The sequence below is a fragment of the Bacteroidia bacterium genome (assembly GCA_016218155.1).
Taxonomy (GTDB): Bacteria; Bacteroidota; Bacteroidia; order Bacteroidales; family GWA2-32-17; genus GWA2-32-17.
The window spans coordinates 44,771-60,179 of the sequence record JACREQ010000047.1 but is presented as its reverse complement, the minus strand read 5'-3'; the positions used below and the strand labels follow the sequence as shown (position 1 = coordinate 60,179).

The window sequence follows — 15,409 nt, the reverse complement described above, 5'->3', positions numbered from 1 at the left end:
AAAATACTCATATGTTACAGGAGGATATATTAAATTTTGACGAAAATTGCTTTTTAAAAGATAAAAAAATACTGATAAAATATTTATCAGTATTTTTTTATATCTATATATCTATGATATATAATATAATAATTTAAAAAAATTGTAAAAAATAATTGTTAATAATTTTACAAATTAATTTGTTACGAAAACTGAAGAATTGATTTTTTAATGATTTCTACAGCTTCCATAATTTGTGCTTCATTAATCACAAGAGGAGGAGCAAAGCGAATAATATGCTGATGGGTTGGTTTTGCTAACAAACCATTATCTTTCATTGCAACACAAACATCCCATGCTTCTTTACCGTTTTTAGGTTTAATAATAATTGCATTTAATAATCCTTTTCCACGGATTAGTTCAATCATATCACTTTTAATTTTTCCTAATTCATCACGGAATAATTTACCCATTTTCTCTGCATTTTCTGCAAGTTTCTCGTCTCTTACTACTTCCAAAGAAGCAACTGCTACAGCGCATGCAAGAGGATTTCCGCCAAATGTTGATCCATGTTCACCTGGTTTAATGGTTAACATAATTTCATTATTTGCAAGAACAGCAGATACTGGCATGAAACCACCTGATAAAGCTTTTCCTAAAATTAAAATATCAGGATGTACATTTTCATGATCGCAAGCTAAAAGTTTTCCGGTTCTTGCAATACCTGTCTGTACTTCGTCAGCAATAAACAATACATTATTTGCTTTGCAAAGTTTGAATGCTTCTGCTAAATATCCATTATCAGGAACAAAAACACCTGCTTCACCTTGAATTGGTTCTACTAAAAATCCAGCTACGTTTGGATCCTGTAAAGCTTTTTCCAAAGCTTTTAAATCGTTATAAGGAATTGTAACAAATCCAGGAGTAAAAGGACCAAAACCACTGTATGAATCAGGGTCTGTTGAAAAAGAAATAATTGTTGTTGTTCTTCCATGGAAGTTACCTTCGCAAACAATTATTTTAGCCTGATCTTTTGCTATACCTTTTACATCATATCCCCAGCGACGACAAAGTTTAAGTGCAGTTTCGTCTGCTTCAGCACCAGAGTTCATCGGAAGAACTTTATCATAACCAAAAAATTTAGTTACAAATTCTTCATAAACTCCAAGTTTATTGTTAAAAAATGCGCGAGAAGTTAATGTAAGATTTGAAGCCTGATCAACCATAGCTTTTAAAATCTTTGGATGACAATGACCCTGGTTAACAGCAGAGTACGCTGACAAAAAATCATAATAGCGTTTGCCTTCTACGTCCCACATAAAAACTCCTTCACCTTTTGCTAAAACTACAGGAAGCGGATGATAATTATGAGCTCCAAAATGTTCTTCTAATTCCATGAAATCATGTGATGTCATTTTTGCTGATGTTTCAACCATAATGTTAAATTTTAATGTGTTTTTATTTTTTGCAAATTTGGAAATAAGTTTTTGATTTTTTTTAATCGCTTAAAAAATAAATATATGTTTAATAAAAGAAAGTGCCTAGAGTGTCTAAAGTTTAGAGTGCCTAAAGTTAGAAATGGAATAAATTAGTTTTTTAATAATCTGATTAAGGCAATTTCAGCAGCAATGAAAAATAAGGTTAGTAAAATAAAATATTTCCAAAGTGGTTTGCCCTGTTCGTTCTGTTTTAATTGATTTGATAATGTTTCGTTATTGTTACTATTAAATAATTCAGTTTTTATTCCTTTTTCCTCAAATGAATTTTTAATTTCTTCTGGCGAAAAATAGTCTGCTAAAGATTCTTTTCTGTTATAATTAAATGAAACTGTATTAAAAACATTTCCTTTTAAAACTATATCATAAAAACCATCATAGTTTACCTGATTGCCCGGGAGTAATGTTATTTCAGAGTTTCCTTTTATTTGTGATGGAATAAATGATTCGCCTGATTTTTGATTTTTAATTTCAATTACATTTTCGGTTTCTCCAATTGAGTTTTGAACTGAAACAGATACTTCGGGAGAGATTTCGTAACAAATTTCAGGTGTTATTTTGCTAAGTGAGCAAATTCTATAAAATATTGGAACAAATAACGGGTGTACAGTAAAGTTTGTAGATTTATCATCGAAAGGAAAAGAGAATGCATAAATTTTTCCTTTATTTTGTTCTGTAGATAAGAGCAGGGGATAACCATTTCTTGAAATTAACAATTCATCAAATCTGTTTTTGCCAGATGCTTTAAAAACAAGGCTTTTACTGATTGTTGGAAGTTGCGGATTGTCTTCTATTTTTTGAAATACATTTTTAAAGAATGGTGATTTATCATTTATCGAAGCAATTTGACTTTTTGTTGAGTCAGATATTCCTGTATTTATTCCGTAAGAAGTTAAAAATGTATTATAGTTAGTAGTGTTTGTTATCTGAGGAATAAAAACAATACTGCCTCCTTTCTCCGAAAAGGAATTTAATTCCTGATGCAAACCTGAGCTGATATTTTTTAGTCCGTTTAATATTATTACCTGATTTGATTGAAAAATCTGGAAATTAATATTTTTCTCAGCCATCTCTGTAAAAGAAAATAGTGAATCGTCTTTAAAAAGATTGTAGAAATATTTGGACTGAATATCTCCGTTTATTGCCAGTATATTAATTTTATTGGTAACATCATAGTTGAAGAAATATGAATTGTCATATGTTATCGGATAATCGGTAAGTTCAATTTTTCCACGAATTATACCTTTTGTGATATTTGAGTATGCTAAAGTAATTGTTTCGCTACTGTTTCCTGCGATTGAAAAGTTACTCATAGTCTTAATCGAATCGTTAACAAATAACTTTACAGGAATATTTTGGTAAGAATCTCTGGAATGATTTACAATCTTAACCTGAAGTTTTTCCTGTTGATTTATATTGTGTTCGGGATATTCGAACCAACACGAATCTATTGAAATATTTTTTGCAGGTAATGGAATAGATGGAAATAACATTAAAGAAAGACTTGAATCAGCATTAATATTTTCAGGGTCGATAAAATATTTCTGAAAATCGCTAATCAAACAAAAGTTAACAGGATTGTATTCGTTGTTAGTTTTTGCAATATCTTTTGCTCTTAAAATAATATCAGAAAGTTTAATAGAACGTGGAGATGTGCGTATTGCCGAAATATAATCTATAAGTTGGTCGCTGTTTAAGATATGTTGATGTTTTGGTTCCAGATCATTAGTAATTAAAGCAAAATTAGTTGATGCAGGGTAAACAGAAATAATTTCGAGTGCTTTGTTTTTTGCTTCTTCAATGAGGTTTCCATTAGTTCCGTCGGCATTCATCGAAAAAGAATTATCGATATAAATTGCAACTGCTGGTGAATTTGTTTTAGAAGTTTGATTTTTTGCAGGAATGAAAGGCTGTGAAAATGCGAAAACAAGACAAATAATTGTAAGTATTCTGGCAAGTAATACAAGTAAATGTTTTAATCGGTTTCGCGAACGTGTTTCTTTTGCTACATTGAAAAGGAATTGTAAGCTACTAAAATAAATAGTTTTGTACCTTCTAAAATGAAAGAAGTGTATTATTATAGGAATAGCAATTAAGCCTGTAGCAAATAAAAATGTTGGGTATAAAAAACTCATTACTTAAATAATTGCAGCAAAGTTAATCGTATTATGCAAAATATTTAATTTATATTTTTTTGTTCATAATGTTTAAAAAATAAAAAATGTTAAATATTAATTAAAAAGCTTATGATGCTTATAAATGGGATATTTTAAGAAGTCTAAAAAATAAAATAATAAACAAAAAAAAGAGGCAACCTAAAAGATTGCCTCCTTCTGAACAGATTAATGTTCTTACTTTACAGCTTTTGCTAAGCCTTCGCCAGCTTTAAATTTAGCTACTTTTTTAGCAGCTATTTTAATAGCTTTTCCAGTTTGTGGGTTGCGACCGTTTCTAGCAGCTCTTTTAGCTACTGAGAAAGAACCGAATCCAACTAGAGCTACTCTGTCACCTTTTTTAAGTGCTTTTGTAATAGTAGCAACGATAGCGTCAATAGCTTTTCCTGAATCAACTTTAGTTAATTTTGATTCTTTTGCAACTGCATCAATTAATTCTGCTTTGTTCATGAAGTTTGGTTTTTAGTTAATAATTAATTTTACATAAACATAACAAAGATAATATGTTTTCTGTTGTTTCAACATTAAAACAATAGTAAAATTTGCAATAGAATAAAGCCTCTTAGGGCATATATAGGGTTAAGTTATTGATTATCATAATAATTAAGCTATTAATAACTTGTTGATAATTCAGTGATTGCACATAAAAAAAAATAAAATAATGTGCTAAATCGTATATTAACAGCGTGCAAAACAGCATCCGTTTTTAGCCTGAAATGCTCAAAAACGTCATTTTTTTCTTAATATGATTGAAAACTGAAAAAAAATCGAAATATTTTGGCATTCCACAATACCTGTTTTAGTCATTATTAATAGTATTTATGGCGTATTTTTAATCTGTAGTCTAAAAAATAAACCTTAATGTTAACAGGCTATTTGTAATTTTGAGTGATTGCACTATCATATTATTATTGGAAAACTACTATAATATATAGTGTAAATTTATTTTCCGGTTTTAGTAATGTTTCCGCTAAGTGGATTAAATTCAATATCACTGCAATTACCCTTTAAAGAATTTACAGGTAGATTGTTTAGAATACCAAACTGAGCAATCGGAAATTGTTTTTCTAATAATGCATTATTTCCAACTGAAAGGTTTATTGTTGCCATTTCGGGTATTCTATATACAATGCCCTGTTTTGTACTTGCTTTTTTATGTTTGCTTATTGCAGTATCAAGTTGTGATAAATTACCGTTTCTGTTAACCTCTATAATTAATGGTAAGGCTTTATTACTCTTTTCGGCAAATAACCCTTTTTCGGGGTATAAAAATGCCATAACTTCTCTTTTACCGCAATTCTCAATTGCCGGATAATATAAGAAACGATAATTATATTTTCTTGTATAAGTTTTACCAATAAATAATGAAAGATATTCTTCTTCCTCTTTTCTTAGCTCAGTTATTATTATTTCAGCCGATTTAACTTCGGGTAGCTTATTGTATGCTCCGGAAAGAAGTTTAAACAGACGTTTCCTTAAACGCATAATATGATGTGCAGCTTCTTTTGCTTTGTCTTCAAATGTTGGAGCCTCTATTGTTTTTTTTTGAACAGGTACACGAACCCAGCTGGTATCAACCTTTACCTGCTTCCAAACAGTATCAATAATTTCTTTTACATATTCTTTTTGTGAAAGGGTGGTAAATATATTGGAAGGAAAATACTGTTGGTTATAATTAGCGTTCTTTGATAATGAAGGTATATTATATTCATTTTTTGTACTATTAATAGATAGTAATATGCCGTTATCTGTAAGGTTTAAGCTTTTAATTTTTTTACTGCATTTAGGAAAAACAAAATAATAGTTGTTCGAATCTGGTTCTGCAGAAAGTGTTATATCTGAATTTGAAATAAAATATTCCTGTTTGTTTGTTTGTGGTACATTCTGAATGCCCATATATTTTTCGGCATACTCAGAATAAGGTCCTCTCATTGATCTTACTTCAGTTACTTCTACGTCAATAGCTAATACATTACGAGGAAGGGCATATACCATATAATTCTTGGAAATCTTTTTAGCGTATTTTACATTAACAACCTGAATACCCGAACATGCAGCAAATAATACAGTCAGCGAAATAAAATAAATAAGTTTCTTCATTTGAAAAATAAGATTTAGAAATTTGATTAACGCAGCAAAGATAAAAAGAATACCAATAAATGTTTTTGAATTATTTTTTGTGAAAATAAAATTGTTTGCTAATTCGTGTTTCGAATATATACAAAGTTGCTTTTTCGAGTAACGAAGTGTATCGAGAAGTGGGGTTATGTAGTTTCTGTTGTTCTCGATTATACTCGAACAAGCATTGTGGAGTAGGAGAGCTAAACCCTTTGCTTCTTCGTCCGCCGCGGCGGAAGCGCAGCGTATCGAGAAGTGAAGTTATGTAGTTTCTGTTGTTCTCGATAAACTCGAACAAGCATTTGTGAGGTTTATGTAGTTTCTGTTGTTCTCGATTACACTCTCCGCCGCGGCGGACTTGCATTTATGGTGATGTAAAGTAAAATCACATGCTTCTTCGAGTAGTGAAACGTATCGAGAAGTAGGGTTTATTACTATTTCTTCTTCCTGCATTTTCCTTTCAGAAAATCAATCTTTATTGAAGCATATAAATCAAAGCCCTTATTTACTCCAACACCTACCGAACCTAGAAGGTTATCTGTGCCAACTGTTATTTTCCAGAATCTTAATGCCAGACCGACCCTTACATATTTAAAGTCGGAAATTGAAATAGGTAAACTTGCTTCGTATAATCGTTTCTCATATCTTGGAGCAACAGAAATCATAGTTGGTCTTCTAATTGAATATTGTGCAAGTTCAAGCGACTGAACAAATGCTCCGTGAAAATACCAGTTATGAGATTTTGTTGCAGGATGGTAATCAAACTGAAAACATATTGCAGTGGGAAGTGCAACAGAAAATTTATCTTTTGCTAATGATGAACTATAACTCTGCAATGTAGAGTCATTACTATTATTAATAGTATCCTGACCGGCTAAATTGTAATTAAAATTAGTAGAGCTTACACTTTTCGAGAATCTTAATGATCCTATATCAATTATTGATATTCCAAATTTATATCTGTAGTCGTAATATTTTTGCTGACATAATTTAAGAAATGGCTTTACACTTTCGTTGTTTACCTTTTTATGATACGTTACTCCAATGTCGAAACCAAAACCTTTTCCGTATCCCATACCACCACCGCCTAACATTCCACTGTTCCGAATATTTTCGTATGGGTCATTATTAAACGAACCACCAGCATTGCTTGTTGCGTAATAGGCTCCGCCAGCACCGAACAGCATTTTAGCAGTTGCTCCAACAGCCCACATTGATTTTTCAACCCGGTAAAGCACATGTGCGTAACTTAGTCCAACTTCGCCCCATGCGAGACCAGCAACTTTATATTGATTTGCCAAACCATCATTACTTGAAATTCTTTTGTATGAGATGGCTGTTCTTGCAGCGTTAACAAAAGCAAAACAATGTTTACCATTGTTAACCATAAATGATGGTCCGTTAAGTCTGAAGTTTGCAAATGCATTCTTACTCATATCGGTTTGATAAAATATATTAGGAGTAAGTACATTTATATCCAGATATAATTTTGAATCTGCCATTGAGCTTGGATTCATCGAAAGACCATTTACTCCGGCGTAATTACTTCCTATAATACCAAGCATTTCCTGAGCAATAGTAGACATACCATATATTAATATGAAGCAACATACTATTAATTTTTTCATAATATGGTAACGTATTATGTTAAGGTTAAATTTTAGCAAATATAAAAAATAATGCTAAATCATTAATTTTCTTTTAGAATAAAAATTAGAAAGGCATTAAAAGATTTCCAATAAATATTCCAAAGTAATTACCTAATATATAACCTAACGACCCAACAAGCATTGCCGGAACTATCATATGATTCCAACCTTTGGCAATTGCCATTGCAGCTGCAGTTGTTGGTCCACCTATATTTGCATTCGAAGCCATAACAACTTCCTCAATTTTGAAACGGAATAGTCTTCCGAATAATAAGGTAAAGATTAGGTTTATAATTACAATAATTGCACAAAATACCAGTAACCATGGTGATTTTTCTATTATTAATGATACTGAAGCCGGAATTCCTATGACAACAAAAAAAACCTGAATAATAAATGCTCCAATTTCCTGCGATCCACCAAGATTACCAAAAAATCTTGAAAAGAAAGAAGCCAGTAACATTGTGAGAGTTGTTAAAATTAAATATTTATTGCCCAGTAATTCTCTGATAAATGATAAGCTTATATCTGATGCAGGAATTACAGAGCTGAAATAACTAGATATTACTTCAGAAACCCATACTATTGAAAGCGAAAGTGCAATACATAATGCAATGTCCTTTAACGAAATCTCTTTTGCTTTCCAGAAATCGGCTGATAAATTACTTTTATTATTTGAATTTTCGGCAACCTTATTTTTATCATTCTTATGACTAAGAAATTTTATAATAAACGAAATTGATGGTAATGCAATCAATAATAAAAAATATAAAGCCATTACAAGATTGTCTGAGACAACTGCAGCAGATGCAAGTTCACCTGAGGCTTTGAACGATTGTGCCATTGCAATAAAATTTACACTACCACCAACATATGAGCCTGCCATCATTGCTGCTACTTTGTATAGTGATGGGATCAAACTTTTTAAAACAAAAAAACCAACTATGGTTCCTACAAGAGTTCCCAGCGAGCTAAATAAAAAAAGTATAACCAGCCTTCCGCTTTCTTTCCATATTTTTTTAATATCGGCTTTAAACAGTAATAATGGGATAGCCATTGGAACTAAAAATGTCCAAACGTCATCGTAAACCTTTGCTTCAGTTGGTATTATTTTAAAGTTCGAGAAAAGTGCAGCAATAACCATTGCTAAAACACAACCGGTAATTTTTGATGCCCATTTATATTTTTGTTCTAATATTATACTAGTGGCAGCAATGGCAGTAATGATAGTCCATAATGCTAAGGTGTTGTCGGCACTTATAAAAGTTGTTCCCATCTAATAATTATAAAAAAGAACGAAGTAATAAATAAATATAGATATATAAAAATATTAATTGCACTAATGTAATTGATGAAACTTCTGATGCTATCTTATAATTTGTTATAATCTAAACAAAATGGAATGTAATTATCAGTTGGAGTATAATCATTGAAAGTTTCAGGTTCATGAGGATACTTTAAAATACTATCCCAGGAAATATTCCCTATTTCATTTTTTAAAGGATTCTGTTTAAACAAAACACATAGATCCCGATAAGTTCCCCAATAATGCTCAATTAGCTTTTCTGGTAACTCAAAGAAAACTTCTACGGCTATTGAAAAAAACTCATGTGGAGAACTGTATGCATATTTTCTGAAAACTGGCTCTTTTCCATTTTTAACAGCTTCAATTTCCTTTTTACCGCAATAAAAAATATGTTTTACTATGCTGTATTCAAAAACAAATTCAGGCTGAGACTGCATCATTTCAATTACTAAGGCATGTGCCAGTTCATGAATTACTAAATTTACTCCATCATGCAAATTAGCATTGCCTTTTAAAATGTCCTCCCACGAAAGTGAAATGTACCCTTGTAATGATGTTTTCCCTAAATATTTTACTCTTTGTTCTATAGCTTTGTATGAATGTGGAAAAATAACTATAGTATGAAAAGTATATAGTCTTATAAAGTCTCTTCCCATACTTAATTTTGCAAAACCCGCACCTATAATTATTTTCATCTCGGGTGTGATATTCAGACCGTCTTTCCCATAATATTTAAGGTTACTGTTAAATCTTTTGATTATGTTTATGAATAGTGTTTTTTGATCAGTATTTAGCCTTAAGTAATAATCATAACCATTTAAAAATGACTCGATCTCAGATTCGTATTTTTTTCTGGCTCTTGGTTTTAAATATATTAAATTGAAGAAATAGTAAACAAGACCAATAACAATAATTATTAATATAAAATTATCTGTATTAATATATCTCATCATATTTAAAATAAGGAAAAATATATCTTTTTGAATGTTACAAAGAAAAGAATGTTTAAGATAAAATCATAAAAACTATTAAAATTATAATTCATAAATTCAAAATATTGTAACTTGCAGCAAACATTAATAAATACCAAATTCAAAAAACCAAATTCAAAAAACAAAGAATCAATATGAGATGTGAATCAACTATAAAATCAAAAAAAGAATAATAAACTTTTAACTTTCGACTTTATAACTTTAAACTTTGTAATTTTCAACTAAATACTATGAAACAAACATTTTTAACTATCAGTTTAATCGTTGCGATTATTTTTTCAGGGATGGCGCAATCTGTGCTGCCAATGAAAAAAGTTTCTCTTTTTAAAAATTCTACTTGTCTTGTCAGTAAAGAAGGACAGCTAAAATCAAAAAACGGAGCATTTGTTTTACCCGTTCCAACTACTGCCCTTTATGGAACTTACTGGATTGGATCGGCAAAAGAAAATATGCTAAAATCAGTAGTGTTTAAAAGTGATACTCTTAAAACTACATCAAAAGCAAAATATATTGATCAGCTTATTCGCGCTAATATTGGTAAAGATGCTATTCTTGTATTACAAACCGGAGAAAAAACCGATAAAACAATTTCGGGAAAAATACTGTCGTATATACCTGAGTCGGGATTAGTGAAAATTAAAGATGATAATGGAAAAATTACTTTTATTCCTTATTTGAAAATTGAATATGTAACTTTTGCTACCGATAATTCAGAATATACGAATGACAGTATTGCACGCACCGCCACTTTGAAATTTGAAAAAAACAGTGATAACGTTTCTCTACAGGAATATTATTTACAACAGGGTATGAGCTGGATTCCTTCATATTTCCTTAAATTAATTAACGAAAAAGAAGCCCGTCTCGAGATGAAAGCTACAATCGAAAACTATGCTGAAGATATTACTGATGTTGAAACCGAAGTTGTTGTTGGCTCACCACAACTTTATTATGGTATGTTGTTAGATCCTATTTCTTATGATTACATGCAATCGCCTACAGGTTCAACAACAAGGACTGCATATGACAGAAATGATAATTTCCTTTTAAGTAATGCAATGCAGCAGGTTCAGACAACAGGGGGTTATGCCGAATCTCAGAATCTTCCTGCATATTTTGAAGCAAATTTTGAAACCGAAGGTGAGAAAAATAACGATTTGTATTATTATAATCTAGGAAAAATAACATTACCCAAAAATTCTAAAGGAATTTTCCCTGTTTTCTCTTCGGTGCTTGGTTATAAAGATATTTACAAAGCTGATATTAGCGATAAAGTAAATTTTGCATCAACTCAATATTGTAATAGTAACGAAGATTATTGTGATGTTTTTCATTCTATCGAATTAAAAAATGCAACAACATTCCCATTCACTACTGCTCCTGTTATGGTTCTTACAGAAAAAGGTCAGTTTATGGCACAGGATCAGTTGAAATATACTCCAACCGGAGCGGTTTCTATTATTAAGCTTTCTAAAGCAATAGATGTTGTTATGAAAAACAATGAGGAGGAAGTTTCCCGATTAGAAAACTTTAAAAAGATTGGAAAAACAACGTACCATAAAGTTTTGTTAAAAGGTGTAGTTACTGTTGAGAACCTACAACCAAAACAGGTAATTATTGATGTGGTAAAGCATGTTAATGGTAGCTTTACAAATGATGGTAATGGTAAAGTTAAAAAACAGAAAACTTATAATTCTGTAAACGCTTATAGCGATTTAAGCTGGCAGGTTACACTAAATGCAGGCGAGAAAAAAACTTTAACTTACGAATACGAAGTATTGTTTGCTCCGTATCCGTATTAATTTTATTGTCATTCAGAGCGTCCGCCGCGGCGGATGAAATTGAGCGATGAATCTAGTTCGAGTGTATCGAGAACTACATAAACTACATAACCCGCACTTCTCGATACGCTGCGCTACTCGAAGAAGCAACAAGGTTCTTCGTTACACTCAGAATGACAAAATGGGAATTAGAAAATGAAATGTGAAAATTAAAATAAAAAAGTCTCTTTGTCATTCAGAGCGTAATGCAATGGAGCGATGAATCTAGTGTGGATTACGTACCAGATTCTTCGCTTTTCCGCCGCGGCGGACAGAATGACAAAATGGGAATAAGAAAAAAAAAGTGAAAATTAAAATAAAAAATGTCTCTTTGTCATTCAGAGCGTAATGTAGTGGAGCGATGAATCTAGTTCGGGAACACAGACTAGATTCTTCGCTTTGCTCAGAATGACAAGACAGGAATAAAAAGGAAATGTGTAAGTAAAAATAAAAAATGTTTCTTTGTCATTCAGAGCGTAATGCAATGGAGCGATGAATCTAATGTAGATTACGTACTAGATTCTTCGCTTTGCTCAGAATGACAAAAGTGAGAAGAAATATAAATGAATCTAAAAATATATAAAGCATCAGCAGGGTCGGGGAAAACATTTATGTTAGCCAGAGAATATCTGCGCCTTGTTATTTCAAATCCTTTGATTTATCGAAATATCCTTGCAGTTACCTTTACCAACAAGGCAACCGACGAGATGAAGGAAAGAATACTAGAAGAACTTTACCTGCTTTCTTCCGATAAAAAATCAGATCATTTATGCTTTCTTATTTCTGAATGCAAGCTCACTGAAGAAAACGTAAGGAAAAATGCAAAACGAGCATTCAATCTAATACTTCACGATTATTCTAATTTCTCTGTTTCTACTATCGATAGTTTTTTTCAGAAAATATTCCGTGCATTTTTATACGAGCTTGATATTAAATTTAATTTTGATTTGTTATTAAACGATAACGAGGTTCTTGACGAGGCAGTAAAGCAAATGGTGGAGAGCCTTGAGCCAAACCAACCTGTTACCGATTGGCTGATGCAGCTTATTGATAATAAAATTGAAGATGGTAAAAGCTACAGGATAGAAAGCGATCTTGCAAAAAGCGGAAAAGAAATTTTTCGCGAAAGATTCTCGGAATATCAGAATGAACTCTTTAGCAAGATAACCGATAAAACCTTTTTAAATAAGTACAGAGCCGATTTAAAAGCAATAAAATCGGAATACATAAGCAAAATAAAACAAATTGCACAAAAAGCTGTAAGCGAGATAGAGAAAAACGGTTTTGATGTTTCCGATTTTAACCTTGGCAGCCGTGGCTTTGCAAACTACATTTATAAATTATCAAAGATTACCGAAGATACTAAATTTGAAAATATACAGACAGCTTCTGCCGAAAAATATTTTGTCATTATAAATGGTGATGGTAAATGGTATTCCGGTTCAACAAAGAGAAAGGATGAGGTTGAAAGTTTTTGCGAAACTACATTAAAACATTTATTAGCTGAGGTTTTAAATTATGTTGATAACAATAAACAGAGTTTTAATTCTGCAAACCTGATTTTAAAAAATCTTTATAATCTTGGACTTTTATCTGAGATTGCCAGCGAAGCAAAGTCATATACAACAAAGAACGGATATTTTTTACTTGCAGAAATTCCAAAATTTCTTTCGGATATTATTGGTAACGATGGTGCTTCTTTTGTTTATGAGAAATCAGGTAACCGATTCAGTCATTATATGATTGACGAGTTTCAGGATACTTCGCAGATGCAGTACAAAAACTTTTTACCTCTTATTGAAAACAGTCTGGCGCAGGGTTATGATAATTTAATTGTGGGCGATGTTAAGCAATCTATTTATCGCTGGCGCAACAGCGACTGGCAGCTGCTTTCGCAATCATTACAGAATGATCTGAAACAATTTAATCCCGAACTCATAACATTAGGCGAAAATTACCGGAGCAAACCAAATATTATTGCTTTTAATAATTCATTGTATTCTGTGTTACCAAAGCTGGCAGCTTCTGCCATTGATGAAGAAAACGAAAAACTAAGAATTGAAAATTTATATACTGACCATTTACAGGCTACTCCTGCAAAGGATTTTGCAAATGATGGTTTTGTGAAAGTGAGTTTTTTTGAAAAAGATATTTTTTACGATAAGGTTTATGGCGAATGGCTTCCACAAACTGTTTTTAATTTGTGGAACAGGGGAGTAAAGGATATTGCAGTTTTGGTGCGCGAAAACAGATCTATCCCCGAGGTGTTCTCAACATTATTTAATTTTAAGAATGAAGTAGGTGTACACCCGTGCAGCGATTTCAGGATAGTATCAGGTGAGTCGCTTTCGCTTACTGCTTCGGGTGTTGTTAATTTTCTGGTTTCGTTAATAAGATATACTGTAAATTCTAACGACAGAATTAATATAGGTTTGCTTTTAAATGAATATAATGTTTATTTAAAACATAATGCAGAAAATCCCGAAACATGGTTTGGTAACGGCATTAAAGAAATTGAAAATTTAATTCCCGAATTAAAAAATCCCGAATTTGTAAAGGCTGTAAACCTTTCGTTTTACGAGATGGTGGAGCAGTTTATAAGCATTTTTAATTTGTATTCTATAGTTGAAGAAATTCCTTTTATTTTAAACTTTCTGGATTGTGTGCGCGATTTCTCTAAAAAGCCATTAGCAAGTATTGATAAATTTATTGAGTGGTGGAGTGAAAACGGCGACAAACAACTGGTTTCAATGTCGGATGAAAAGGAGGTTGTTAAAATTGTTTCTATACACAAATCTAAGGGTATGCAGTATGAAGCTGTTGTTATTCCTTTCCCCGACTGGGCAATGCTTCCCTCTAAACACCCGCCGGTGCTGTGGTGCAAGTGTAGTAAAGAACCTTACAATGGCTTGCCTGTAATACCTGTGCAGTTTAATAAAGATATGCAACATTCGTTATTTGCTGCAGAATATTATGAGGAGGTAATACGCTCGGTTATTGATAATGCAAATTTACTTTATGTTGCAACAACACGCGCAAAAACTATATTGGAAATTGCATGCCCTGTAAATAAAAAGGAGGGACAGATTGATATTAATAAATTAATACTTGACAGTTTAAACTCCGATACCGATTGCAATATTAAAGGAAAAGCTAATAAATTTAATTCATTTTTAAATAAAGAAACTCAGATATTTGAAATTGGAAATTTAGACGATATAAAACCTGTAGCTGCCGAGGCTGCTAAAAAACAAGCTATTGCAACATCCGGTAATTACTCTGTATTTAATACAGAAATATTAGTTGCCGATAATAGTTTTGGCACTATGAATGCCGAAGTTGATGAGAAAATTAAATACGGAATTTTACTGCACGAAATTCTTGCACAAATAAAATATAAAGATGAAGCATTAAAAGTATTAAGCCGTTTTTGCACCAAAGAAAAAATTACAAAGCAAGAGCAGAAGCAACTTGGCATAATGTTAACCGAGTTATTTAAAATACCCGAGGCAGGTGAGTGGTTTGATGAAAAAAACGAGGTAATGACCGAAATTGGGATTGTTGTTAAAGGCAAAGGCATACAACGCCCCGACAGAGTTGTGCAGCGCGATAACAAAATAATTGTTATTGATTATAAAACCGGAAAAGAAGATACACAAAAACACAAAAGCCAGGTAAACCGCTATGTAAATCTTATTAAAGAAATGAATTACACCAATGTAGAAGGCTGGCTTTTATATACAGATTTGATTAAGGTGGAGAAGGTGTAAAACATTTTTAGGAACTGTTGAGGTGTACCCTAAAATGATAAATGCTTTATAAATGTTTATTGTTACAAAAGCATTTCGCTTGCCAAGTTTTTGCCAAATATTTTA

The 15,409-nt window shown here is 31.7% G+C and carries 9 protein-coding genes; 2 read left to right on the top strand and 7 right to left on the bottom strand.

The window, feature by feature from the left end:
- Nucleotides 1-182: 182 nt before the first annotated feature.
- The 7 genes from rocD to HY951_09325 form a co-directional block, all read right to left on the bottom strand.
- Entirely contained in the window at nucleotides 183-1,394 is a 1,212-nt protein-coding gene (rocD, locus tag HY951_09355; GenBank protein MBI5540250.1) for an ornithine--oxo-acid transaminase, read from the bottom strand.
- 173 nt (nucleotides 1,395-1,567) lie between these two features.
- Nucleotides 1,568-3,610, bottom strand: coding sequence for a BatA domain-containing protein (locus HY951_09350; protein ID MBI5540249.1), 2,043 nt, complete (start codon nucleotides 3,608-3,610; stop codon nucleotides 1,568-1,570).
- Nucleotides 3,611-3,826: 216 nt separating this feature from the next.
- Nucleotides 3,827-4,099 (bottom strand): HU family DNA-binding protein, encoded by a 273-nt coding sequence (locus HY951_09345; GenBank protein MBI5540248.1) that lies wholly within the window; start codon nucleotides 4,097-4,099, stop codon nucleotides 3,827-3,829.
- A 492-nt stretch (nucleotides 4,100-4,591) separates the two neighbouring features.
- A complete protein-coding gene (locus HY951_09340; protein ID MBI5540247.1) occupies nucleotides 4,592-5,749 on the bottom strand; it encodes a DUF4831 family protein in 1,158 nt (385 codons plus the stop codon).
- Between the two features lie 452 nt (nucleotides 5,750-6,201).
- On the bottom strand, nucleotides 6,202-7,395 hold the full coding sequence (locus HY951_09335; GenBank protein ID MBI5540246.1) for a hypothetical protein: 1,194 nt from the start codon (nucleotides 7,393-7,395) through the stop codon (nucleotides 6,202-6,204).
- An 85-nt stretch (nucleotides 7,396-7,480) separates the two neighbouring features.
- Nucleotides 7,481-8,692 (bottom strand): DUF819 family protein, encoded by a 1,212-nt coding sequence (locus HY951_09330; GenBank protein ID MBI5540245.1) that lies wholly within the window; start codon nucleotides 8,690-8,692, stop codon nucleotides 7,481-7,483.
- Nucleotides 8,693-8,787: 95 nt separating this feature from the next.
- Nucleotides 8,788-9,675, bottom strand: coding sequence for a zinc-dependent peptidase (locus HY951_09325; GenBank protein ID MBI5540244.1), 888 nt, complete (start codon nucleotides 9,673-9,675; stop codon nucleotides 8,788-8,790).
- Between the two features lie 269 nt (nucleotides 9,676-9,944).
- On the opposite strand from HY951_09325, the gene HY951_09320 reads away from it, so the two are divergent.
- Both HY951_09320 and HY951_09315 read left to right on the top strand, forming a co-directional pair.
- The gene (locus HY951_09320; protein MBI5540243.1) at nucleotides 9,945-11,516 is read left to right on the top strand and encodes a hypothetical protein; all 1,572 of its coding nucleotides are present in this window, start codon (nucleotides 9,945-9,947) and stop codon (nucleotides 11,514-11,516) included.
- Nucleotides 11,517-12,097: 581 nt separating this feature from the next.
- The gene (locus tag HY951_09315) at nucleotides 12,098-15,304 is read left to right on the top strand and encodes a UvrD-helicase domain-containing protein (GenBank protein MBI5540242.1); all 3,207 of its coding nucleotides are present in this window, start codon (nucleotides 12,098-12,100) and stop codon (nucleotides 15,302-15,304) included.
- The last annotated feature ends 105 nt before the right edge of the window (nucleotides 15,305-15,409 follow it).

Coding starts and splice junctions, on each gene's coding strand:
- HY951_09335 (MBI5540246.1), bottom strand. CDS start 7,395: ATGAAAAAATTAATAGTATGTTGCTTCATATTAATATATGGTATGTCT.
- HY951_09325 (MBI5540244.1), bottom strand. CDS start 9,675: ATGATGAGATATATTAATACAGATAATTTTATATTAATAATTATTGTT.
- HY951_09350 (MBI5540249.1), bottom strand. CDS start 3,610: ATGAGTTTTTTATACCCAACATTTTTATTTGCTACAGGCTTAATTGCT.
- HY951_09330 (MBI5540245.1), bottom strand. CDS start 8,692: ATGGGAACAACTTTTATAAGTGCCGACAACACCTTAGCATTATGGACT.
- HY951_09315 (MBI5540242.1), top strand. CDS start 12,098: ATGAATCTAAAAATATATAAAGCATCAGCAGGGTCGGGGAAAACATTT.
- HY951_09340 (MBI5540247.1), bottom strand. CDS start 5,749: ATGAAGAAACTTATTTATTTTATTTCGCTGACTGTATTATTTGCTGCA.
- HY951_09345 (MBI5540248.1), bottom strand. CDS start 4,099: ATGAACAAAGCAGAATTAATTGATGCAGTTGCAAAAGAATCAAAATTA.
- rocD (MBI5540250.1), bottom strand. CDS start 1,394: ATGACATCACATGATTTCATGGAATTAGAAGAACATTTTGGAGCTCAT.
- HY951_09320 (MBI5540243.1), top strand. CDS start 9,945: ATGAAACAAACATTTTTAACTATCAGTTTAATCGTTGCGATTATTTTT.